The organism is Aureimonas sp. AU20 (assembly GCF_001442755.1).
Classification (GTDB): Bacteria; Pseudomonadota; Alphaproteobacteria; order Rhizobiales; family Rhizobiaceae; genus Aureimonas.
This window is the reverse complement of sequence record NZ_CP006367.1, coordinates 2,881,856-2,901,585: the sequence shown is the minus strand read 5'-3', so window position 1 is coordinate 2,901,585 and position 19,730 is coordinate 2,881,856. Positions and strand designations below refer to the sequence as shown.

Sequence of the window (19,730 nt, the reverse complement as noted above, 5' to 3'; positions counted from 1 at the left end):
ACGATTGCCTGAGAGCCGCCGACGCTTTACAGAGCCGTTCCAGACGTGGCTCCGTGGCGGGTCTTGCGCCGAATCCCCTCATGTCCCTCGCTCATTCGGCGGCCCTCGGCCGTCTGCGCGGCGAAGGCAGGCCGGGGCGGCAAACAGGAAGGGTTTAGCATGGTCGATCGGACCGCAGGCAAGAAGAAGGAAGGCTGGGGCGAGACGGTCAAGGTCGTCGTCCAGGCGCTTCTTCTGGCGCTCGTCATCCGCACCGTCCTGTTCCAGCCGTTCTCGATCCCATCCGGCTCGATGATGCCGACGCTCCTGATCGGCGACTATCTCTTCGTGTCGAAATGGAGCTACGGCTTCTCCAAATATTCGCTGCCGTTCTCGCCGGACCTGTTCCAGGGGCGCATTCTCGCTTCCGACCCCGAGCGCGGCGACATCGTCGTGTTCCGCAAGCCGAGCGAGCCGCAGACCGACTATATCAAGCGGCTGATCGGCCTGCCGGGTGACCGGGTGCAGATGCAGGGCGGCGTTCTTTACATCAACGGGCAGGCCGTGCCGAAGGAGCCGGCCGGCTTCTTCGTGACGGGCGGCGGCACGCAGATCCCGCAGTTCCGGGAAACCCTGCCGAACGGCGTGAGCTATGTCACGCTCGACGCCGATCCCGATTCGATCGGCGACAACACGCGCGAATTCGTCGTGCCGCCTGAGCATTATTTCATGATGGGCGACAATCGCGACAACTCGCTCGATAGCCGCTTCGACGTCGGCTACGTCCCTTTCGAGAACTTCGTCGGTAAGGCGCAGGTGATCTTCTTCTCCATGGAGAACGATGCCTCCCCGCTGGAAGTGTGGCGCTGGCCGACGAGTCTGCGTCCGAGCCGGCTCCTGACATGGCTCGGGTGAGGGGATCGGCGCCCGCGCTCGACCGGCTGGAAGAGCGCCTCGGCCTGACCTTCAAGGATCGCGCGCGGCTGGAGCGCGCGATCACGCATTCGAGTCTGGCTAACACCGGCTCACAGGCCAGCTACGAGCGGCTGGAGTTTTTAGGGGACCGGGTCCTCGGCCTGACGGTCGCGGAAAAGCTGTTCGAGCTGTTTCCCCAGTCCGACGAGGGCGATCTCTCGCTGCGGCTCAACGCGCTGGTAAGCGCTGAGACCTGCGCGGCCGTCGCCGACGATCTCGGCCTGCCCGAGTTCATTCGCCACGGCGCCGACTTGAAGCGCGCTGCGGCGGGCCGCAACCGCAACATCCGCGCCGATGTCGTCGAGGCGCTGATCGCCGCGATCTATCTCGACCATGGGCTGGAGGTGGCGCGTCGCTTCATTCTGACCCATTGGCGCGAGCGCTTCCACAGCGTCAGCGAGGCGCGGCGCGATCCCAAGACCGAGCTGCAGGAATGGTCGCACAAGCAGGCCGGCGTGCCGCCGACCTACGACCTGATCGAGCGCAGCGGGCCGGACCACGAGCCGGTCTTCACCGTTCGCGCCCTGGTTCCCAATCGCGAGCCCGCCGAAGGGCGGGGCCGCTCCAAGCGCATCGCCGAGCAGAACGCCGCCGAGACGATCCTTCTCCGCGAGGGTGTCTGGCAGGTGTCCGAGCGTTCGGGCGAGGACTGAAATTCCGGCAGGGCCGCGCATGATGCGCCGTCCGTGCTAAGATGATCCGAGGCCGACTTCCCAGCGGCCCATTCAAGGAGAGCCGATTGACCGACGACCTGCCGAACGACCAGCCTGCCACCGAGGGAGGCGAGACCGCGCTCGCCCCGACGCGCTCCGGCTTCGTGGCGCTGCTCGGCGCGCCCAATGCCGGCAAGTCCACCCTGGTCAACCAGCTCGTCGGCACGAAGGTCTCGATCGTCACGCACAAGGTGCAGACGACCCGTGCCCTGGTGCGCGGCATCGCGATCAAGGATCGGACGCAGATCGTCTTCGTCGATACGCCCGGCGTCTTCAACCCCAAGCGCCGGCTCGATCGCGCCATGGTGCGCACCGCGTGGGGCGGCGCCAAGGATGCCGATCTTGTTCTGCCGATCATCGACGCGCAGCGCGGCGTGAGCGAGGAGGTCGAGACCATCCTCCAGCGCCTCAAGGACGTGAAGCAGCCCAAGATCCTCCTGCTCAACAAGGTCGATCAGATCCGCCGCGAGAAGCTTCTCGGCATGACGCAGGAAATCTCCGCCAAGGGCGATTTCGAGCGCGTCTTCATGATCTCGGCGCTGAACGGCTCGGGCTGCGACGATCTCATGGCCTATCTCGCCACTCGCCTGCCGGAAGGCCCCTGGTACTACCCGGAAGACCAGATTTCCGATCTGCCATTGCGCCAGCTGGCCGCCGAGATCACGCGCGAAAAGCTGTTCCTGCGCCTGCATCAGGAAATCCCCTATGCCTCGACCGTCGAGACCGAGCTTTGGGAAAGTCGGCCTGACGGCTCGGTGCGCATCGAGCAGACAATCTATGTTGAGCGCGACTCGCAGAAGGCCATCGTGCTTGGCCACAAGGGCGAGACGGTGAAGGCCATCGGTCAGGCCGCACGCAAGGAGATCGCCGAGGCCGCCGAACAGAAGGTGCATCTCTTTCTGTTCGTGAAGGTGCGCGAGAACTGGGGCGACGATCCCGAGCGCTATCGCGAGATGGGCCTCGACTACTCGTCCTGAGCGGCGCCAGGCAGCGTTGCAAGCGCGTCCCGCCGATCTTATTTCTGAGTAACAAACAGACCGCGAGGGGCGTCCTCGCGGTCCTTTCCGTTTCGGAAGACCCTGCATGGAATGGCGCGAGGAGGGCATCGTGCTCGGCGTGCGCCGCCACGGCGAGACCAGCGCCGTCGCGGAGGTGATGACGCGCGAGCGCGGGCGTCATCTCGGCCTCGTGCGGGGTGGGCGCTCGCGCAAGCTCCAGCCGGTTCTCCAGCCCGGCAACCAGATCGAGGCCACCTGGCGCGCGCGGCTGGACGAGCATCTCGGTTTCATGACGATCGAGCCGGTTCTCCTGCGCGCCGCGCGGCTGATGGAAAGCGCGGTCGGGCTCCACGGCATCCAGCTTCTGGCCGCCCATATCCGCCTCCTGCCGGAGCGCGATCCGCACCCGCGCCTCTACGACGCGATCCAGACCATCGTCGCCCATCTTGAGAATCCGATTCTGGCGGGCGCCCTGATCCTGCGCTTCGAGGTGATGCTGCTGGAAGATCTCGGCTTCGGCCTCGATTTGGAGACCTGCGCGGCCTCGGGCCGGCGCGACGAGCTGGTCTATGTCTCGCCCAAATCCGGACGTGCGGTCAGCCGCGAGGCGGGCGAGCCTTGGAAGGACCGGCTTCTTCCCTTGCCGGCCTTTCTCGCGGGCGAGGCCGAGGCGCCGGACCGGACGGGTCTGGCGCAAGGGTTTCGGATGACGCGCTTCTTCCTGGCGCGCCATGTCTGGGAGCCACGCGCGCTGGAGGAGCCGGCCTCGCGCACGGGCGCGCTCGGCGCGATAGAGCGCGGCTTAGAGCTCCAGCGGTAGCACGAAGGGCGTGCCGCTGAAGGCGTTCTCGCCCCGGCCGATGGAGCGGATCGCCTCGATCATCCGCCCGTCGCGCCCCAGCTTGCGATCGGCGATGGCGACCAGAAGCGCGTTGGGCGTGGCGGAGGGCGCGCGGCGGCGAAGCTCCTGCGCCAGTTTCATTTCGTCCAGCGCCGGGTTGATTGCGCAGGCCAGGATATAGGCCGCTGCCGTCGAGCGGCTGATGCCGGCCCAGCAGTGGATCGCCAGTGGCTGCTGCCGGTCCCAGCGCATGCCGAACTCCAGAAGCTCTTCCAGATGGTTCTCGCCGGGATGCGTCATGCCTTCGGAGGGCGCCGAAATGTCGTTCATGCCGAGGAACAGGTGCCGTTCGGCCGAGACGCCGCTCGGTCGCTCCACCGGCGTGTCGGCGTTGATCAGCGTGACGACGTCGAGCGCGCCATGCTGCGCTACGGTGCCCGGCAGGTCGGCAAGGGAGGAAACGACGAGATAGGTCATGAGCGGGCCTTTTCGGGAAGCGAAGCCTGGGCGCGCAGCGCGCCATCGAGCGTGTGGAATCGATGCAGGAAGGCCTCGCCCACCTCGGCGGCCGGTAGGGGGCGAAACAGCGCCTCGTCCGGCGCGCGCGCGCCGGATCGGCCGAACAGGGCGTTGGCCTCCGCCGCCGTGAAGCCGGCCAGGAGCTTGGCCTCGAAATGGGCCGACACGCGATCCGCCGCCTTGACGAGACGGGCGATCGGGGCCGGCAGCGCGGCCGGCAGGCCGAAGCGATGGTGGATCGCGGTCTGCAGCCTCTGCTCGACGCTGCGATAGTCGCCGCCGAGCACGGCCTTGAACGGCGAGATCATGTCCCCGATCACATATTCCGGCCCGTCATGCAGAAGCGCCGCCAGCCGCCAGCGCGGGTCGTTTTCCTCGGCCGCGACGATCTCCTCCACGATCAGCGAATGCTGCGCCACGGAGAAGGCGTGGTCGCCCAATGTTTGCCCGTTCCAGCGGGCGACGCGGGCTAGCCCATGGGCGATGTCGATGATCTCGATGTCGAGCGGCGAGGGGTCGAGAAGATCGAGTCGCCGCCCCGACAGCATGCGCTGCCAGACGCGCGGCACCTTGGCCGCGCGCCGGGCGGCGCCGTTGGGAAGGGCCGCCGAGCTCATGCGTCCCCTTCAGTCGGGGCGCCCGCAGCCTCGGGCAGGGTGTAGCCGGCCCAGGAGGGCACCTCCGCCTCGACCGGCACGCCGTCGGCCGAGATGGGCTGATCGGCCCGAAGCGCGTCGGCCAGCTTGTCGATGCGCATCATGGCGATGCCGAGCCCGCCGCTCGCCGAGAGAACCGTGCCGATCGGCTTGCCCCCCGCCTCGACCACGGCGCCCGGCGTCAGATGGCTCTCCGTGCGAAGAATCATGATGCGACGGCGCGCGGTGCCGCGATGTTGCATACGGGAGACGACCTCCTGGCCGACATAGCAGCCCTTGCGGAAGGAAACGCCCTCATTCTGGTCGAGCAGCACATCATGCGGGAACACGTCGGATGCGGGAAAGTCCCGCTCCGCTTCGGCGATGCCGGCCGAAAGGCGCAACTGCTCGAACCCCTCCCGGTCCTCGCCCGCACCCTCTGCCGCCGGCCCGTAGAGACGATAGACGCCTGCCGGAAAGCGCCGATCAACAAGCGCGCCGTCGGGCACCGGTTCGTCCCAACTCGCCGCCACCGCCTCGTCGCTCGGTGCGATGGTGAGCTTGGCGCGCAGCTTGTAGAGCGTCAGGCGCTTGGCGAGATCGCCGCGCGCTGAGGCCGCGACATCGAGGCGCAACGCTTCGCCGTCCAGGCTCACGAGGAAATCGAACAGGATCTTGCCCTGCGGCGTCAGCAGCGCGGCCGGCCGCGCTTCGCCGGCAGCGAGCTTGTCGAGATCGGCGGTCACGAGATTTTGCAGGAAGGGGCGGCTCTCCGGCCCGGAGACGAGAAGCACGGCGCGGTCGATCAGTCGGGCGGAGGGCATGAACGGACATCCCATGTCGGCGCGCCCGGCAAATGAGGTTTCGATGCGCCGGGGCATTCGCTAGAAGCTTCATTCGTATCTGACGGAACGGCGCCAAGAAGCAAGGACGGGATGATGAGCAAAGGGTTCGAGCGGGTTCTGAGAGGCGGCACCGTCGTCAACGCGGATGGGATCGGCCTGCGCGACATTGGCATTCGAGACGGCCGGATCGCCGCGATCGGCGCGATACCGTCCGGCAGCGGGGGCGAGGAGATCGACTGCACCGGGCTCCACATCCTGCCCGGTGTCATCGACAGCCAGGTTCATTTCCGTGAGCCTGGCCCGACGCACAAGGAAGACCTCGAATCAGGCTCTCGCGCGGCGGTGCTTGGCGGCGTCACCTGCGTCTTCGAAATGCCCAACACCGATCCGCTCACCACAAGCGAGGCGGCGCTGGCCGACAAGGTGAAGCGCGGGCATCATCGCATGCATTGCGACTTCGCCTTCTGGGTCGGCGGCACACGCGAGAACGCGCCCGACGTCGCCGAACTGGAGCGCCTGCCGGGCGCGGCCGGCATCAAGGTTTTCATGGGCTCGTCCACCGGCTCGCTCCTGGTGGAGGACGACGAGGGCGTGCGGGAGATTCTGAAGCGCGCGCGCCGCCGCGCCGCGTTCCATTCGGAGGACGAGTTTCGCCTGCGCGAGCGCATGAGCCTGCGGGTCGAGAACGACCCGGCCTCGCACCCCGTCTGGCGCGACGAGGTGGCCGCGCTCCAGTGCACGGAGCGGCTGGTGCGCATCGCCGAAGAGACCGGTGCCCGCATCCATGTGCTCCATATCTCGACCGCCGAGGAAATCCTCTTTCTCGCCGACCACAAGACCAACGCGACCTGCGAGGCCACGCCCCACCATCTGACGCTGTCCGCCGAGGACTATGCCCGGCTCGGCACCAAGCTCCAGATGAACCCGCCGGTGCGCGACGCTCGGCATCGCAACGGCGTCTGGTTCGGCATCGAGCAGGGGATCGTCGACGTGCTCGGCTCCGACCATGCGCCGCACACGCTGGAGGAAAAGGCCAAGCCCTATCCCGCCTCGCCTTCGGGCATGACCGGCGTGCAGACTCTGGTGCCCGTGATGCTCGACCATATCGCCAAGGGGCGCTTGTCGCTGGAGCGCTTCGTGGACCTTACCTCCGCCGGCCCGCAGCGCATCTTCGGCCTGTCCGGCAAGGGGCGGATCGCGGTGGGCTGGGATGCCGACTTCACAGTGGTGGACCTCAAGCGGCGCGAGACGATCCGCGACGCGTGGATCGGCTCCAAGTCGCAATGGACGCCGCATGACGGGCGCGAGGTCACGGGCTGGCCGGTCGGCACGATCGTGCGCGGACGGCGCGTGATGTGGGACGGGGCGTTGGTGGAGACCTCGCTCGGCGAGGCCGCGCGCTTCGTGGAGACGCTGGCGCCGCGCGCCTGAGACCGATCTCTGAAACGGAAAAGCCGGCGACGCTCAGTCGCCGGCGATGAAGAACTCGAAGCGTCCTTCGGGGGACAGGCCGACGCGGTAGAAGTCGTAGGACCCGTTGCCGACCATGCGCTCGTAGTCGCCCGCCGTGACCAGTTCGAACAGCTCGACCAATTGCGGCTTTGTCAGCTTCTCCAAATTCACCTGCGTGAAGTAGGGCCACATGTAGAGTTCGTTCTCACCGCCGGGGTCGAGATGAACATAGCCGGCCTGGAGCGTTTCCAGGAGGATCGCCAGAAGCTCGACACCCTTGCCGTCTCCGGACGCGTTCTTGAGAATCTCGATCGGGTCCTGCCCGTCGTCGCTGGTGGAGACCGCCGTGCCCTCGGGGCCGGTTTCCAGGAGCGGCTTCAATTTTTCGATCTCGCCGGTCTTGGCGACCTCGATCAGCTTGCGGCGCAGATCCCTCACCGGGGCGGGCAGCTTCTCTTCGCCGTAGAAGATCTCGGCCGGCGGCACGTCCGCCGCGCGCGGCTGGCTGATGCCGGAATCAGGATCGCCCCCGGCGGGAGGCATTGCTGGTGCTTCGGGCTGGGGTGTGGCGGGCGCGGGTGGGGCTTGCGTCGCCGGTTCGGCGACCGGCGCGGCATTGGTGGCCGGTGCGACGGGTGCTGAGGGCGTAGGGGCTCCTGGCGCGCCCGCGGGCGGCGCTGCGGCTGGAGCGCTCTCGCCGGCGGGCGGGCTCGGCTGTGCGGCGTCCGGCACCGGCGGCAAGGGCACCGACACGATGCCACCCTGCCGGTTGGCGCTCGCGCCGTCCTGGTCGGTGATCTGCGAGAAGGCGCTCGCGGGGGAGGAGACGCCGACCGCCATGGCCAGCGCCCCCGTCAGCCGGAGCGCGCGGAACGAACGGGGTGGCATGGGAAACCTCGGAAAGCTGGAAAGGCCCTATTGCAGGGTGTGGTCGGCCCTGAACTCGCCGAACTCCACACGCTTGCGCAGCGCGTCGATCATGTCGAGCACCTCGGTCTCGCCATAGCGGCGCACGAGCTCTGTGACGGCGGTGGCGATCGCGGTCTCGGCCAGGATCTCGGTCTCGATCCCGTCGGAGATGCCGTCGGCCCAGGCCTCGTTGTGATACTCGATGGCGACCTGTTTCTTTTCGGCGATGATCATCTCGTCGAGTTCGGAACCGTGCAGATCGATCATGCCGATGACTCCATCTTTTTGGTCTTGTCCTCACGCATCATGCGCGGGTCGAAACGAGGCAGGCCACCCCGTTTCTTAATCCAATCTTAATTTCCGTACCTTGCGCTGATCTCTCGCGAAAGGTTGGCGCCTTCCTGGCGGTATCTTTCCATGGCCACCGTCGCAGCCGGGGTACACATCCGATAGGTCGAGGCGAAGGCCCGGTAGCCTTGGTTGAAGCTCGCCACGAGAATGCGCCGATCCGCTTCGTTGGGCGCCTGGGCCGCGAGAATCGCGTCCATCTTGGCGCGCCAAACATCGGCATCCGCATCCCCGCACAGGCCGCGCAGAAAGTGCATGGAGCCGAGAATCGTCGCGAGCCGTCCAAGCGGCTTCATATAGGCCGCGTTGGTCGGTTTCACGGTCTCCTCGGCCGCAGGCTTGCTTTCCTCCGACTTGCCCTTCTTGTCCTGCGCTTGCGCCTGCCCGCTCGCCAAGGGGGCGAGGGCGAGGCTCAAAACGCACAAGATTTGAGGCAAATTGCGCCGAAGGATCATACGTCCGAGGTTTGCCGGCCGATTAAGGAGATTGCAAGACAAGCTTGTTGTGGCAGCCCAGATCCCGCCAATATGGTTATCGCGCCAGGGCCTCGCCCCGATGCGGGCCCCAGGCCGCTCGCACCACGCCGGCCAGCCCCTCGGTCGTCTCGCCGCGCGCGTCGAGCGCCTCCAGTTCGGGCAGGGAGACAAAGCGCACCTCCGCCGCGTCGTCCCCCGCCAGCGCCGCGCTGTTCGCGCCGATCGGGGCAAGGGCGCGGAACACCGCGATCACGGCATGGGCGCCGTTGGCGGCATCGATCGCCTCGTGCAGCGTCACGAAGGCGATGTCGGTAACGGCGAGGCCGGTCTCCTCCAAGGCTTCCCGGCGCACGGCGTCCTCCAGCCGCTCGCCGAACTCCACCCGCCCGCCGGGCAGGCTCCAAAGGCCCGCGAAGGGTGCATGGCCGCGCAGGATGAGAAGAACCTCTTCGCCGCGAAGGACGCAGATCGAGGCACCGAGGAGGGGGCGGAGCGTTGTCATGGCGAAAGGGGTAGCCGGTTCGGCCGGGGGCCGCCAGACCCCGCCCGCGAAGCTTGCTCTCACCGCCCCGCACCGACCGCTTTTGTCGCCGGGTCTTGCCCGAGCCACCGCGCCGCGCCACCTTCGGCTTATGTGTGGCCGCTTTACCCTGACCGACTCTCCGAGCGCGATCGCCGACCGCTTCCATCTGGACGCTGTCGAACCCTTTCCGCCGCGATACAACATCGCGCCGACCCAGCCGATCCTGATCCTGCGAGCGGACGAGCATCGACGGTCCGAGGACGGGGGCGTGCGCCGCGTGGCGCATCTCGCCCGCTGGGGACTCATTCCGGGTTGGACCAAGGATCCCTCGGCCATTCCGCTTCTATTCAACGCCCGGTCCGAAAGCGCGCATGAGCGCAACAGCTTCAAGGCCGCGATGCGCCATCGTCGCTGTCTGGTGCCGGCCAGCGGCTTCTACGAATGGCGGCGCGAAAGCGGCCGGCGCGGCACGCCCTTCTTCATCCGGCCGCGCCAGCCAGGGCCTATCGCGTTTGCCGGCCTGTGGGAAACCTATCTCGCGGCCGACGGAAGCGAGATCGACACGGCCACGATCCTGACCACATCGGCCAATGCGGCGCTGTCCGAGATCCACGAGCGCATGCCGGTGACGATCGCGCCCGATCACGCCGAGCGCTGGCTGGATTGCCGCGAGAGCGAGGTGCGGGACGTCGCCGATCTCATGGTGCCGGCGCCGGACGATCTCTTCGAGGCGATGGCCGTGTCCGAGCGCGTGAACGCGGTTGCCAATATGGGACCGGAGGTGCAGGAACCCGCCGCACCCCCGGGCGCCGCGCCGCCGGCCGCGCAGGGGTCCTTGTTCTAGAACCTTGTCTTGGGGGACGCGCGCCGTTGGCTCCGTCCCCTTCCGTTTTGCTCGATCCGGCCGGCCGCAGCGCACGCCGGGCCGATAGGTTGAGGAAGGCCTGCCCGCATGAACATCGATCTTCTCAAGCGCCTGTGCGAGACGCCCGGCGTGCCCGGCCACGAGCACCGGGTGCGCGACCTCATCGCCGCCGAGGCGAAGGGCCTGTTCGACACGATCGAAACCGACGTGATGGGCAATCTCGTCTGCACGCGAAAGGGCGAGGGCGAGAATCCCGAGCGCATCATGCTGGCCTGCCACATGGACGAGATCGGCTTTCTCGTCAGCCATATCAACGACAAGGGCTTCATCAACGTTTCGCCCGTGGGCGGCTTCGATCCGCGCAATCTGTTTGCCCGGCGCGTTCGCGTCTGCACCCCGAAGGGGGACTACAAGGGCGTCATGATGGCCGAAGGCAAGCCGATCCACACGGTTTCGCCCGAAGACCGAAAAAAGGTGCCCGAGCCGACGGAGTTCTTCGTCGATCTCGGCCTCGGCGCGGAAACCAAGAAGAAGGTCCGCGTCGGCGACTTCGTGGTGATGGACGAGCCCTTCCTCGAACTCGGCGAGGAGCGCATCGTCTCCAAGGCGATCGACAATCGCATCGCCTGCTGGCTGGGCTTGGAGGCCGTGCGCAAGCTGGTGGACGAGAAGCGCGCGCATCGCTGCGAGCTGATCGTGGCCTTCACCGTGCAGGAGGAGGTCGGGCTGCGCGGCGCCAAGACGGTCGCCTTCGCCAGGCGCCCGCATATTGGCATCGGCGTCGACACCACGCTCGCCTGCGACACGCCGGGCGTGCCGGAGAAGGACCGCACCACCGAACTCGGCAAGGGCGCCGGCCTGCATCTGAAGGATGGGTCCTTCATCGCCGACGTCGCCTTGGTGGAGGAGTTCGAAGCGGTGGCCGAGGCCGGGTCGATCCCGGTGCAGCGCACGATCCTCGCCGGCGGCGGCATGGACGGTGCTTCGCTGCAGCAAGCCGCCAGCGGCGCACGCGCCATCGGCATCGTGGTCGGCACGCGCTACATCCACACGGTCGGCGAGATGATCGACCGGCGCGACGCGCTCGCCGCCCGCGATCTTCTGGCCGCCTTCATCGCCTCTCATTGAGCGCAAAGGGGGAAGGGCCTCGGCGCTTCCCCTGTCTTTCCCCATCGCGGGGCGGCACCATGCCGCGCCTTGCGACGGCTGCCCCACGGCCTAGCTCTCAGTGTCACGAAGGTTTGAAGGTGCGCCGGCTCGTACCGCCCGGCGAAGCCGCAACCCCTGGGGCTCGCGGTGTCCCTTCCGCCTCGTCCGCATCGAGGGGAGAGAGCCGATGTATCTCGACACCAAGCGGGAATGGGTGCCGCCGGAATGGCCGGAAAAGCCACCGCGCCGGCTGACGGAGCGTCAAGAGTCGGTGCTGATGTGGCTCCTGGGCCTCAATCTTCTGCTGCTTTTCGTCGGACCGCTGGCGGGCGTCACCCTGTTCGAAGGGATCTACGCGATCTGGGCGGGCTGAAAGCGCGCCAAACCCGCGCGGGGGTTCATGCGGTCCGCGCGGGTTCGATGCTCTTCGATAGATATCAGTCGGTATGCGAACCGTTGGCGGCCTTGCGCTTCGGCTCGGCGCCCTTGTCCTTGCGGCAGGACACATGCGCGGCGGCGGCGATCGCGGCGATCCCGATCTCGCGATAATTCTTCAGGAGATCGTTTTCGCGTTCCCGCTCACGCTCGCTGCGGGATTTGAAGACGATGTTGGCGCGGGTCATAACGGCGGCTCACTGCTAATGCGATGAAAGAAAGAAGCATTCCGATTGCGACAGTTTAGGGGCGTCGGACTGAAAAATCCCTAAATCTATACTTAACAAATCGTTGCAGCGCGGGAATGTTGCGTGATTGTGACATGATGCACTGCGAAAGACTTTGCGCAGTGCGGCGCAATGCTTCGCGGCGAATTTGAGGCGGCCGCGACCCCCGGCTGATGAATTCGCGGTGTTTGTGCCCGAGGCCGTTTGGCTGTAGCAGGACGGCCTCAGCCCGGTCGGGCTCAGCTGGAGACGTGGTTTTGGACGACGGATTTCGGGGTCTTTTCCTGACCAACACCCTGACGCGGCGCAAGGAGCGCTTCCTGCCGCTGGATTGGCATGCTTCGCACGATGTGCCGGAAGCCGAGCGGCGCGTTCGCATGTATGTCTGTGGGCCGACCGTCTACGACTTCGCCCATATCGGCAACGCGCGGCCGGTGATCGTCTTCGATATCCTGTTCCGCCTCCTGCGCCATCTCTACGGTGCGGAGCGGGTGATCTATGTCCGCAACATCACCGACGTGGACGACAAGATCAACGCGCGTGCGCTGCGGGACCACCCGGACCTACCGCTCAACGAAGCGATCGCGCGCGTGACCGAGGGAACCGCCGCGCAGTTCCACAAGGACGTGGCCGCGCTCGGCACGCTGCCGCCCAGCGTCGAGCCGCGTGCCACCAGCTTCGTTACGCCGCGCGGCGACGGCCTGCCGGACATGGTCTCGATGATCGAGACGCTGATCGAACGCGGCCACGCCTATGTCGCGGGCGGCGAGGTCCTGTTCGACGTTTCCTCCATGCCAAGCTACGGCGCGCTTTCGCATCGCAAGCTGGACGAGCAGCAGGCCGGCGCGCGGATCGCCGTGGAAGCGCACAAGCGCAGCCCGGGCGATTTCGTCTTGTGGAAGCTTTCGTCCGCCGAGGAGCCGGGCTGGGACAGCCCCTGGGGTCGCGGCCGCCCGGGCTGGCATATCGAGTGCTCGGTGATGAGCGAGGCCTATCTCGGCCGGACCTTCGACATTCATGGCGGCGGGCTCGACCTGATCTTCCCGCACCACGAAAACGAGATCGCCCAGAGCTGCTGCGCGCATGGCACCGAGAAGATGGCCGAGGTCTGGCTGCACAACGGCTTCGTGCAGGTGGACGGACGCAAGATGTCCAAGAGCGAGGGCAATTTCGTCACCATCGCTGACGTGCTGGAGACCGACAAGGTCGGCGGCCGGCGCTGGCCGGGCGAAGCCGTGCGCCTCCTCATGCTGAAGACGCACTACCGCGAGCCGATCGACTTCACCGCCGCGCGGCTGGAGGAGGCCGTGCGCGAACTCGACCGCTGGGAGCGCTTCGCCCGGGAGGCCGACGCCCGGGCCGCCGAGGCGCCGGACGAGGCGTTTCTCGCCGCCCTCAGCGACGATCTTTCGGGTTCGGTGGCGATCAGCCGAATTCACCAGCTCTTCGACGAGGGGCGGGCGGGCGAGGCCTTGGCGAGCCTGGCGCTGGTCGGCATCCATCCGGTTCGCGAGAGCGGCGTCAGCGACGACGTCGCCCAGCGCATCGCCGCGCGCCTCGACCATCTCAAGGCCAGGGACTTCGCAGAGGCCGACCGCATCCGCGCCGAGCTCGCCGAGGAAGGCGTTCTCCTCAAGGACGGCAAGGACCCCGCGACCGGCGAGCGCGTCACCACCTGGGAACTGAAGCGTTGATCCAGCCGCCGCGCGTGCTCTATCCGCCGATCCAGCCGTTCCGCACTGAGCGGCTGCCGGTCGGCGGCGGGCACACGCTCTATGTCGAGCAATGCGGCAATCCGGCCGGCAAGCCGGTGGTCTTCCTGCATGGTGGGCCGGGCAGCGGATGCAGCCCGGCCCATCGACGCCTTTTCGACCCCGCGCGCTACTGCGTTACCCTGTTCGACCAGCGCGGCTGTGGCCGCTCAATGCCGCTGGGCTCGCTGGACGCCAACACGACGCCCGATCTCGTCGCCGATGTCGATCGGGTCGCGGACCATCTTGGTCTCAACCGCTTCATGCTGTTCGGCGGCTCCTGGGGTTCGACCCTGGCGTTGGCCTATGCGCAGAGCCGGCCCGAGCGTGTGAGCGAAATGGTGCTGCGCGGCGTCTTCACCGGGCGGCGCGCCGAACTCGACTGGTACTACAAGGAAGGCGCGAGCCGCCTCTTCCCGGACGAATGGGCAAACTTCATCGCGCCGCTCACCGAGGAAGAGCGGGGGGACCCGATCCGCTCCTATCATCGCCGGCTGGACGATCCCGACCGCGCGGTGCGCGCCCAGGCGGCGCGCAGCTGGACGGACTGGGAAGCGCGCACCGTCTCGATGCGCACGATCCGCGACGGGGTCGGGGCCTTCGGCGCCAGCGACACGGCGATCGCCTTCGCCCGCATCGAGAACCATTTTTTCATCCACGATCTCTGGCTGGAGGAAGGGCAACTCATCCGCGAGGCCGGACGCCTCGTCGGCATCCCCGCCGTCATCGTGCAGGGGCGTTACGACGTGGTGACGCCGCCGGTGACGGCCTGGGACCTGCACCGCGCCTGGCCCGGCTCGGAACTGCAGATCGTGGAAGACGCCGGTCACGCCTTTTCCGAGCCCGGTACCCTTGACCGGCTCCTGGCCGCGACGGATCGTTTCGCCAACTGAAGGCCTGTCCAACGGGAAGCGCGACCATGACCCTCGACAACCGACCCATCCACACCGGCGGCTGCCAATGCGGGGCCGTGCGCTTTCGCATCGAAGGCGCGCTCGGCAAGGCCTCCATCTGCCATTGCCGCATGTGCCAGAAGGCGTTCGGCGCCTTCTACGCCCCGCTCGTGTCGGTCGATCCCGCCACGCTTCGCTGGACGAAGCGTGAGCCCGATCGGTTTCGCTCGTCGACGGACGTGCTGCGTGGCTTCTGTTCGGACTGCGGCACGCCGCTGACCTACGAGGCGCCCGAGGGGCCGGCGCTCAGCATCGGCGCCTTCGACGACCCGTCCGCCGTTCGTCCTGAAATCCAGTTCGGCTGCGAGGGCAAGCTGCCTTATGTCGACGAGCTCCCGTCGTTGCCGGTGCGCAGCACGCAGGAGGATGCGGGGGAGCATCCCTATCTCGCCGATATCCGATCCTTCCAGCATCCCGACCACGATTGAGACGCCGCTGCCCGGCCTGATCCATTCGTTTCGTTGATGGATCCATCACGGGAAATCGGGTGTCGTCGCTCACCCCGGCTGGTAGAAGTCGGGTCGCGACCCCAAAGCCCCGAAGGTGACGCCATGTCGGACCAACCCGCCGAAACGCCGCGCGGATATGTCTACGCGATCTCCGCCTTTCTGATCTGGGGCCTGGTGCTGCCGATCTATATGAAGGCGCTCTCGCATGTCTCGCCGGTGGAGATCGTCGCCCATCGCATTCTTTGGGCTCTGCCCTTCGCCGTCCTCATTCTGGCAAAGGGCGGTCAGCTCAGGACGATCGGCCAGCTGGTCACGCCGCGCATTCTCGGGCTGATGACGATCACGGCCGGGCTGATCTCGATCAACTGGGGCACCTATGTCGTCGCGATCGTCACCGGTCATGGCGTCGAAGCTGCGCTCGGCTATTACATCAACCCGTTGATCAACGTGCTTCTCGCGGCCGTCTTCCTCGGCGAGCGGCCCAATCGCACGCAGGCCGCCGCAATCGCGCTGGCCGCCTTCGGCGTCCTGATCCTGACGGTGAAGGCCGGCGGCCTGCCCTGGATCTCGCTGCTGCTGGCCGGCTCATTCGGCCTCTATGGCCTTATGCGCAAGACCGTGCCTGTCGGCGCAAGCGAAGGGTTCTTTCTCGAGATCGCGATTCTCTTCGTGCCGGCGCTGCTTTTGGCCGGCTGGGTCGCGAATGGCGGGCAGGGGCATTTTGCTGAGAATGCGCCCGAAACGCTGCTTCTGATCGGCGCCGGCGCGGTCACCGCCATTCCGCTAATCCTCTATGCCGCCGCCGCTCGCATGCTGCGCTTCACCACGGTCGGGCTGCTCCAATACATCGCGCCGACCTTCATCGCGCTGACGGCGGTGTTCGTTTTCGGCGAGCCCTTCGGCGTGTGGCAGGGTGTAGCCTTCGCCTTCATCTGGGCGGCGCTCGCGCTCTACACCTGGTCGATGTTCGCGGCACGGCGCCCCGCGCGAGTTTCGATTCGCCAAGCCTGCCCGGCGGAATAGTCGAGCCTCAACGAAAAAGGGCGGCTCGCGGGCCGCCCTTTTTGTATCCGTCTGCGATTGCCCGTCAGAGACGCTCGATCACCGCTTCGACGCCGGCGCGCTCGGCAGGAACCGCCGCCGCCTCGATGGCCGGAAGCAGATCCTCGATCCGATCGCGGATGATCGGGCGAACCTGATGCGCAGTGTGGATGAAGCCGGCCTCGCGCATATGGTCGAGCAGGCTGGAGAACGGGTCCCAGAACCCGTCCACATTGGCGATGGCGATCGGCTTGCGATGGCGGCCGAGCTGGCTCCAGGTCATGATCTCGACCAGTTCCTCCAGCGTGCCGATGCCGCCGGGCAGGGCGACGAAGGCGTCCGAACGCTCGAACATCATGTGCTTGCGCTCATGCATGTCCTCGGTGATCACCAGCTCGTCCAGCCGTTTCAACTCGCTTTCCGTGGCTTCCATGTCGATCAGGAAGCGCGGGATGATGCCAGTCACCTGACCGCCGGCGGCAATCACCGCGTCGGACACCGCGCCCATGATGCCGCGCGTGCCGCCGCCATAGATCAGGCGGATGCCGCGATGCGCCATGGCGGTGCCGAGCGCCTGGGCCGCTACCACGTAGGAAGGATCGCGGCCCGAAGCGGAGCCGCAGTAAACGCAGAGAGATCGAATCGTCGTCATGCCCTGAAAGTCGGCCGGCTCGGCCTTCGGGTCAAGGCGCTTTCAGCCAAAATGCTGCGCCGCGTCAGCTTCGCGCATCGATCGCCTCGGCGACTTCGTCCGCCATCTTCAGGGTGCGCAGGAGAAGCGGCACGAGGAGCGCCAGCATGCTGCGATCGAGCCCGCGCGCCCGCTGCGCCTCGCGCACCTCGGCGAGCACGCTGCCGAGCGCCGGCAAAAAACGGATCGCGAGCGAGATCGCGAGCCCGACCCGCTCGGGATCGATACCGAAGCGCCGAAAAGGGCCGAGCGCCCGCTCCAGCGTCTCCGTCATGTCCGAAACGCGGGTCGTCAGCGTCACCAGCGCGGCCAGAAGAAGCAATGTTCCAAGCCGCAGGACCACGAGCGCGGCTGCCGACACATCCACCGCCCAGAGCTGGAAAAGAAACAGGACGGCGAGCACGGGAAGGGCCGGGCGCATCTGCCGCAACGCCGTGACGAGCGAGAAATCGGCCGCGCGAAACAGCGCGAGGCTGAGACAGAACAGCGCCACCATCAGAAGCGGATCGCCGACGAGGACCACGAGCGTTCCGCACAGCGCCAGCGCCGCGAGCTTTCCCCCCGGCGAGGCGCGGTGAAGCGGGCTTGCCCCCGGCCGGTAGAGGCTCCCGATCATGCGGTGAGCGCCAGATAGGTCTGGATGGCTTGGGCCGGCGGGGCATCGTCGGCCAGCCGTCCGTCCTCGAACACCAGGACCCGGTCGAAGCCATCCAAAAGGTCGAGATCGTGCGTCACCATGACGACATGGCGTCGCATGACGGCGAGCGCGTCCATGACGCGGCGCTTGTTGCGCCGGTCGAGAAGCGTCGTCGGCTCGTCCAGCACCAGAAGATCGGGGCGAAGAATGGTCACGCCCGCGATCGCCACCATCTGGCGCTCGCCGCCCGAGAGTTCATGCGTCAGCCGTTCCTCGAAGCCGCCGAGGCCGGCGTCGGTGAGGGCGTGCGAAACGCGGGCGGCGATCTCGGGCTTGGGCAGCTTCAGCGGCTTCAGGCCGAAGGCGAGATCCTCGCCCACCGTGGGATAGACGATCTGGTTGTCCGGGTTCTGGAAAACGAATCCGACATGGCGCCGCACCTCGCGCCCCTTCTCGGCCGTGTCGAGGCCGAAGACGCGCACCGTGCCCGTGGTCGGCAGCAGAAGCCCGTTGAGAAGCCGCGCGAAGCTCGACTTGCCGGAGCCGTTGGCCCCGATCACGCCGATCCGCCCCTCGCTCAACGTCAGGTCCAGCCGATCGAGAACCACGCGGCCGCCCCGCTCGAGCGACGCCGAATCGAACTCGATCATGCGATGTCCCTTTTCGCGCGTCAGGACCGGGCGGCGCGCAGCGAGCCGCCTTGGATCAGCGGATAGGCGCGCTTGACGATCAGGATCGCGGCCGTCGCCAGCGCGGCCTTCACGAGATCGCCGGGAATGAAGACGATCGCGGACGAAGCGAAGGCGGTGACGAGATCGAGCTTGGCCATCATCGCATACCAGGGCACGCCCACGGCATAGACGACGCCGATGCCGCCGAGCGCGCAGATGGCGAAGGCCGACACCGGACCGAGCCGATCCCAGCGCCGCTCCACCAGCCAGCCGATCACAAAACTCGCCGCGACCCAGCCATAGATGAAGCCCGACCAGGGACCGACGAAGGGCGCAAGACCGCCGCGGCCGCCCGACAGGAGCGGCAGGCCCATGGCGACCAGAACGAGAAAGAGCAGCATGGCGAGCACGCCGCGCCGCGCGCCGAGAATGCCGCCCATCAGCATGGGGCCGAGCGACTGCGCGGTGATCGGAATCGCGATCAGCGGCAGCATGAGCGGCGGGAAGGCGCCGAGAACCGCCATCATGGCGGCAAACAGGGCGATCAGGACGATGTCGCGGGTGCTCACGGGCGGGTCTCCGGCGGAATGGGCCACTTCACGAAGTCTTCATAGGGAGAGCGGGTGAAGGCGTCAAAGCCCTGTGCGCAGCGCCTCGTCGAGATAGATCGCGCGGAGCCGCCGGGCGATCGGGCCGGGCGCGCCGTCGCCCACGGGCAAGCCGTCGATTTCCACCACCGGGGTCACGAAGGCGCCGGCCGAGGTGACGAAGGCCTCGCGCGCGCCCTGCGCTTCCGCCAGCGTGAAGGGCCGTTCCTCGACCTCCAGCCCGGCTTCCGCCGCGCCGCGCAGGATGGCGGCCCGGGTGATGCCATGAAGAATGGCGTTGGACAGGGCGCGGGTGACGATCCGCTCGCTCTCGGTCACGATATAGGCGTTGTTAGACGTGCCTTCGGTAACAAACCCGTCCTCCACCATCCAGGCGTCATCCTTGCCCTGGCGCTTGGCCTCCATCTTGGCAAGCGAGGGGTAGAGAAGCTGCACGGTCTTGATGTCGCGCCGCGCCCAGCGCAGGTCGGGAACGCTGACGACCCGCAGGCCCTCGCGCGCCTCGCGCGATTCTACGCCGTCCCGCGCTTGCGTGAACAGGATGAAGCTCGGCGGCGTGCCGTCCTTCGGCCAGACGAAGTCGCGATCGGCCGCGCCGCGCGTCACCATGAGATAGATGTGGCCGAAGGTGAGGGCGTTGCGCTGGAGAAGCTCGCGGTGAATGGCGAGGATCTCCTCGTCCGTGGCCGGTGAGGGCAGCCTCAGCTCGGCCAGCGAGCGGCGCAGCCGGGCCATGTGTCCGGGAAAGTCGAGCAGCTTGCGCTCGATCACCGCCGTCACCTCGTAGACCGCGTCGGCAAAGAGGAGCCCACGATCGAAGATCGAGAGCTTGGCCTCTTCTTCCGGCACATAGGCGCCATTGACGTAGACTATGCGGCTCATGGGCGCTTATCCCTTGCTTTCCGGCGGTCCGGTCTTTCGACGGCTGCTGTAGCGCGAAGAGTCGCGTCGCGAAAGAAAAGTCCTTATGGAAAGAGCAGGGCGAGGGAAGGCGCCGGGCCGCGGAATGGCGCGCCGACCCCTTCCTCGCCGATCGGAAC

Annotated in this window: 25 protein-coding genes; 12 read left to right on the top strand and 13 right to left on the bottom strand. The window is 67.1% G+C overall.

What is annotated here, in order from left to right; genetic code table 11:
* Nucleotides 1–159 precede the first annotated feature (159 nt).
* From lepB to recO, 4 genes are all read left to right on the top strand, one after another.
* On the top strand, nt 160–894 hold the full coding sequence (gene lepB, locus M673_RS13000) for a signal peptidase I (protein WP_061976445.1): 735 nt from the start codon (nt 160–162) through the stop codon (nt 892–894).
* Nucleotides 882–1,607 (top strand): ribonuclease III, encoded by a 726-nt coding sequence (gene rnc, locus M673_RS12995; protein WP_061976444.1) that lies wholly within the window; start codon nt 882–884, stop codon nt 1,605–1,607. The genes lepB and rnc overlap by 13 nt, the downstream gene beginning before the upstream one ends.
* Before the next feature lie 86 nt (nt 1,608–1,693).
* A complete protein-coding gene (gene era / locus M673_RS12990) occupies nt 1,694–2,644 on the top strand; it encodes a GTPase Era (RefSeq protein WP_082639438.1) in 951 nt (316 codons plus the stop codon).
* A 106-nt stretch (nt 2,645–2,750) separates the two neighbouring features.
* Nucleotides 2,751–3,485 (top strand): DNA repair protein RecO, encoded by a 735-nt coding sequence (gene recO, locus M673_RS12985; protein ID WP_061976443.1) that lies wholly within the window; start codon nt 2,751–2,753, stop codon nt 3,483–3,485.
* On the opposite strand, the gene M673_RS12980 is transcribed toward recO, so the two are convergent.
* Genes M673_RS12980 through ygfZ form a run of 3 tightly spaced genes read right to left on the bottom strand, consistent with a single transcriptional unit; the run spans nt 3,468 to nt 5,484 of the window.
* Nucleotides 3,468–3,983: a tyrosine phosphatase family protein gene (locus M673_RS12980; protein ID WP_061976442.1), complete on the bottom strand. Its 516-nt coding sequence runs from the start codon at nt 3,981–3,983 to the stop codon at nt 3,468–3,470. The genes recO and M673_RS12980 overlap by 18 nt on opposite strands.
* Entirely contained in the window at nt 3,980–4,642 is a 663-nt protein-coding gene (locus tag M673_RS12975; protein WP_061976441.1) for an HD domain-containing protein, read from the bottom strand. Before M673_RS12975 ends, M673_RS12980 begins: the two co-directional genes overlap by 4 nt.
* Complete coding sequence (gene ygfZ, locus M673_RS12970; protein WP_061977837.1) at nt 4,639–5,484, bottom strand: CAF17-like 4Fe-4S cluster assembly/insertion protein YgfZ; 846 nt, start codon at nt 5,482–5,484, stop codon at nt 4,639–4,641. The genes M673_RS12975 and ygfZ overlap by 4 nt, the downstream gene beginning before the upstream one ends.
* A 111-nt stretch (nt 5,485–5,595) precedes the next feature.
* On the opposite strand from ygfZ, the gene M673_RS12965 reads away from it, so the two are divergent.
* Nucleotides 5,596–6,936, top strand: coding sequence for a dihydroorotase (locus M673_RS12965; RefSeq protein WP_374755555.1), 1,341 nt, complete (start codon nt 5,596–5,598; stop codon nt 6,934–6,936).
* Nucleotides 6,937–6,969: 33 nt separating this feature from the next.
* On the opposite strand, the gene M673_RS24270 is transcribed toward M673_RS12965, so the two are convergent.
* The 4 genes from M673_RS24270 to M673_RS12945 all read right to left on the bottom strand — a co-directional run bounded on the left by M673_RS24270 (nt 6,970) and on the right by M673_RS12945 (nt 9,192).
* Nucleotides 6,970–7,845 carry a hypothetical protein gene (locus tag M673_RS24270; RefSeq protein ID WP_148640067.1) on the bottom strand — a complete coding sequence of 292 codons (876 nt, stop codon included), beginning with the start codon at nt 7,843–7,845 and terminating at the stop codon, nt 6,970–6,972.
* 27 nt (nt 7,846–7,872) lie between these two features.
* On the bottom strand, nt 7,873–8,133 hold the full coding sequence (locus M673_RS12955) for a hypothetical protein (protein WP_061976439.1): 261 nt from the start codon (nt 8,131–8,133) through the stop codon (nt 7,873–7,875).
* 86 nt (nt 8,134–8,219) lie between these two features.
* Nucleotides 8,220–8,630 (bottom strand): TIGR02301 family protein, encoded by a 411-nt coding sequence (locus M673_RS23695; protein WP_187301266.1) that lies wholly within the window; start codon nt 8,628–8,630, stop codon nt 8,220–8,222.
* Nucleotides 8,631–8,745: 115 nt separating this feature from the next.
* Nucleotides 8,746–9,192: an NUDIX hydrolase gene (locus tag M673_RS12945; RefSeq protein WP_061976438.1), complete on the bottom strand. Its 447-nt coding sequence runs from the start codon at nt 9,190–9,192 to the stop codon at nt 8,746–8,748.
* Between the two features lie 130 nt (nt 9,193–9,322).
* On the opposite strand from M673_RS12945, the gene M673_RS12940 reads away from it, so the two are divergent.
* The 3 genes from M673_RS12940 (at nt 9,323) to M673_RS12930 (ending at nt 11,600) form a co-directional block, all read left to right on the top strand.
* The gene (locus M673_RS12940; RefSeq protein ID WP_061976437.1) at nt 9,323–10,057 is read left to right on the top strand and encodes an SOS response-associated peptidase; all 735 of its coding nucleotides are present in this window, start codon (nt 9,323–9,325) and stop codon (nt 10,055–10,057) included.
* Between the two features lie 108 nt (nt 10,058–10,165).
* Nucleotides 10,166–11,206, top strand: coding sequence for a M42 family metallopeptidase (locus tag M673_RS12935; RefSeq protein WP_061976436.1), 1,041 nt, complete (start codon nt 10,166–10,168; stop codon nt 11,204–11,206).
* A 208-nt stretch (nt 11,207–11,414) separates the two neighbouring features.
* A complete protein-coding gene (locus tag M673_RS12930) occupies nt 11,415–11,600 on the top strand; it encodes a hypothetical protein (RefSeq protein WP_061976435.1) in 186 nt (61 codons plus the stop codon).
* Nucleotides 11,601–11,664: 64 nt separating this feature from the next.
* Here the strand turns inward: M673_RS12930 and M673_RS12925 are convergent, their stop codons facing one another.
* A complete protein-coding gene (locus tag M673_RS12925) occupies nt 11,665–11,850 on the bottom strand; it encodes a hypothetical protein (protein ID WP_061976434.1) in 186 nt (61 codons plus the stop codon).
* A gap of 296 nt (nt 11,851–12,146) precedes the next feature.
* Here M673_RS12925 and cysS point away from each other — a divergent pair, with 296 nt between their 5' ends.
* The 4 genes from cysS (at nt 12,147) to rarD (ending at nt 16,065) form a co-directional block, all read left to right on the top strand.
* Entirely contained in the window at nt 12,147–13,583 is a 1,437-nt protein-coding gene (gene cysS, locus M673_RS12920; protein WP_061976433.1) for a cysteine--tRNA ligase, read from the top strand.
* Nucleotides 13,580–14,533: a prolyl aminopeptidase gene (pip, locus tag M673_RS12915; RefSeq protein WP_374755554.1), complete on the top strand. Its 954-nt coding sequence runs from the start codon at nt 13,580–13,582 to the stop codon at nt 14,531–14,533. The genes cysS and pip overlap by 4 nt, the downstream gene beginning before the upstream one ends.
* A gap of 26 nt (nt 14,534–14,559) precedes the next feature.
* Nucleotides 14,560–15,021, top strand: coding sequence for a GFA family protein (locus tag M673_RS12910; protein ID WP_061976432.1), 462 nt, complete (start codon nt 14,560–14,562; stop codon nt 15,019–15,021).
* 123 nt (nt 15,022–15,144) lie between these two features.
* A complete protein-coding gene (gene rarD / locus M673_RS12905; protein WP_061976431.1) occupies nt 15,145–16,065 on the top strand; it encodes an EamA family transporter RarD in 921 nt (306 codons plus the stop codon).
* A gap of 64 nt (nt 16,066–16,129) precedes the next feature.
* Here the strand turns inward: rarD and M673_RS12900 are convergent, their stop codons facing one another.
* From M673_RS12900 to M673_RS12880, 5 genes are all read right to left on the bottom strand, one after another.
* Nucleotides 16,130–16,735 (bottom strand): TIGR00730 family Rossman fold protein, encoded by a 606-nt coding sequence (locus M673_RS12900; protein WP_061976430.1) that lies wholly within the window; start codon nt 16,733–16,735, stop codon nt 16,130–16,132.
* Nucleotides 16,736–16,799: 64 nt separating this feature from the next.
* On the bottom strand, nt 16,800–17,390 hold the full coding sequence (locus tag M673_RS12895; protein WP_061976429.1) for an energy-coupling factor transporter transmembrane component T family protein: 591 nt from the start codon (nt 17,388–17,390) through the stop codon (nt 16,800–16,802).
* Nucleotides 17,387–18,061 (bottom strand): energy-coupling factor ABC transporter ATP-binding protein, encoded by a 675-nt coding sequence (locus tag M673_RS12890; protein WP_061976428.1) that lies wholly within the window; start codon nt 18,059–18,061, stop codon nt 17,387–17,389. The genes M673_RS12895 and M673_RS12890 overlap by 4 nt, the downstream gene beginning before the upstream one ends.
* 20 nt (nt 18,062–18,081) lie before the next feature.
* Nucleotides 18,082–18,651 (bottom strand): biotin transporter BioY, encoded by a 570-nt coding sequence (locus tag M673_RS12885; protein WP_061976427.1) that lies wholly within the window; start codon nt 18,649–18,651, stop codon nt 18,082–18,084.
* Between the two features lie 63 nt (nt 18,652–18,714).
* Nucleotides 18,715–19,572, bottom strand: a complete 858-nt coding sequence (locus M673_RS12880; RefSeq protein ID WP_061976426.1) for a D-amino-acid transaminase — start codon at nt 19,570–19,572, stop codon at nt 18,715–18,717.
* Nucleotides 19,573–19,730 lie beyond the last annotated feature (158 nt).

Coding starts and splice junctions, on each gene's coding strand:
- lepB (WP_061976445.1), top strand. CDS start 160: ATGGTCGATCGGACCGCAGGCAAGAAGAAGGAAGGCTGGGGCGAGACG.
- rnc (WP_061976444.1), top strand. CDS start 882: ATGGCTCGGGTGAGGGGATCGGCGCCCGCGCTCGACCGGCTGGAAGAG.
- recO (WP_061976443.1), top strand. CDS start 2,751: ATGGAATGGCGCGAGGAGGGCATCGTGCTCGGCGTGCGCCGCCACGGC.
- M673_RS12980 (WP_061976442.1), bottom strand. CDS start 3,983: ATGACCTATCTCGTCGTTTCCTCCCTTGCCGACCTGCCGGGCACCGTA.
- M673_RS12975 (WP_061976441.1), bottom strand. CDS start 4,642: ATGAGCTCGGCGGCCCTTCCCAACGGCGCCGCCCGGCGCGCGGCCAAG.
- ygfZ (WP_061977837.1), bottom strand. CDS start 5,484: ATGCCCTCCGCCCGACTGATCGACCGCGCCGTGCTTCTCGTCTCCGGG.
- M673_RS12965 (WP_374755555.1), top strand. CDS start 5,596: ATGATGAGCAAAGGGTTCGAGCGGGTTCTGAGAGGCGGCACCGTCGTC.
- M673_RS24270 (WP_148640067.1), bottom strand. CDS start 7,845: ATGCCACCCCGTTCGTTCCGCGCGCTCCGGCTGACGGGGGCGCTGGCC.
- M673_RS12955 (WP_061976439.1), bottom strand. CDS start 8,133: ATGATCGATCTGCACGGTTCCGAACTCGACGAGATGATCATCGCCGAA.
- M673_RS12945 (WP_061976438.1), bottom strand. CDS start 9,192: ATGACAACGCTCCGCCCCCTCCTCGGTGCCTCGATCTGCGTCCTTCGC.
- M673_RS12940 (WP_061976437.1), top strand. CDS start 9,323: ATGTGTGGCCGCTTTACCCTGACCGACTCTCCGAGCGCGATCGCCGAC.
- M673_RS12935 (WP_061976436.1), top strand. CDS start 10,166: ATGAACATCGATCTTCTCAAGCGCCTGTGCGAGACGCCCGGCGTGCCC.
- M673_RS12930 (WP_061976435.1), top strand. CDS start 11,415: ATGTATCTCGACACCAAGCGGGAATGGGTGCCGCCGGAATGGCCGGAA.
- M673_RS12925 (WP_061976434.1), bottom strand. CDS start 11,850: ATGACCCGCGCCAACATCGTCTTCAAATCCCGCAGCGAGCGTGAGCGG.
- M673_RS12910 (WP_061976432.1), top strand. CDS start 14,560: ATGACCCTCGACAACCGACCCATCCACACCGGCGGCTGCCAATGCGGG.
- rarD (WP_061976431.1), top strand. CDS start 15,145: ATGTCGGACCAACCCGCCGAAACGCCGCGCGGATATGTCTACGCGATC.
- M673_RS12900 (WP_061976430.1), bottom strand. CDS start 16,735: ATGACGACGATTCGATCTCTCTGCGTTTACTGCGGCTCCGCTTCGGGC.
- M673_RS12895 (WP_061976429.1), bottom strand. CDS start 17,390: ATGATCGGGAGCCTCTACCGGCCGGGGGCAAGCCCGCTTCACCGCGCC.
- M673_RS12890 (WP_061976428.1), bottom strand. CDS start 18,061: ATGATCGAGTTCGATTCGGCGTCGCTCGAGCGGGGCGGCCGCGTGGTT.
- M673_RS12880 (WP_061976426.1), bottom strand. CDS start 19,572: ATGAGCCGCATAGTCTACGTCAATGGCGCCTATGTGCCGGAAGAAGAG.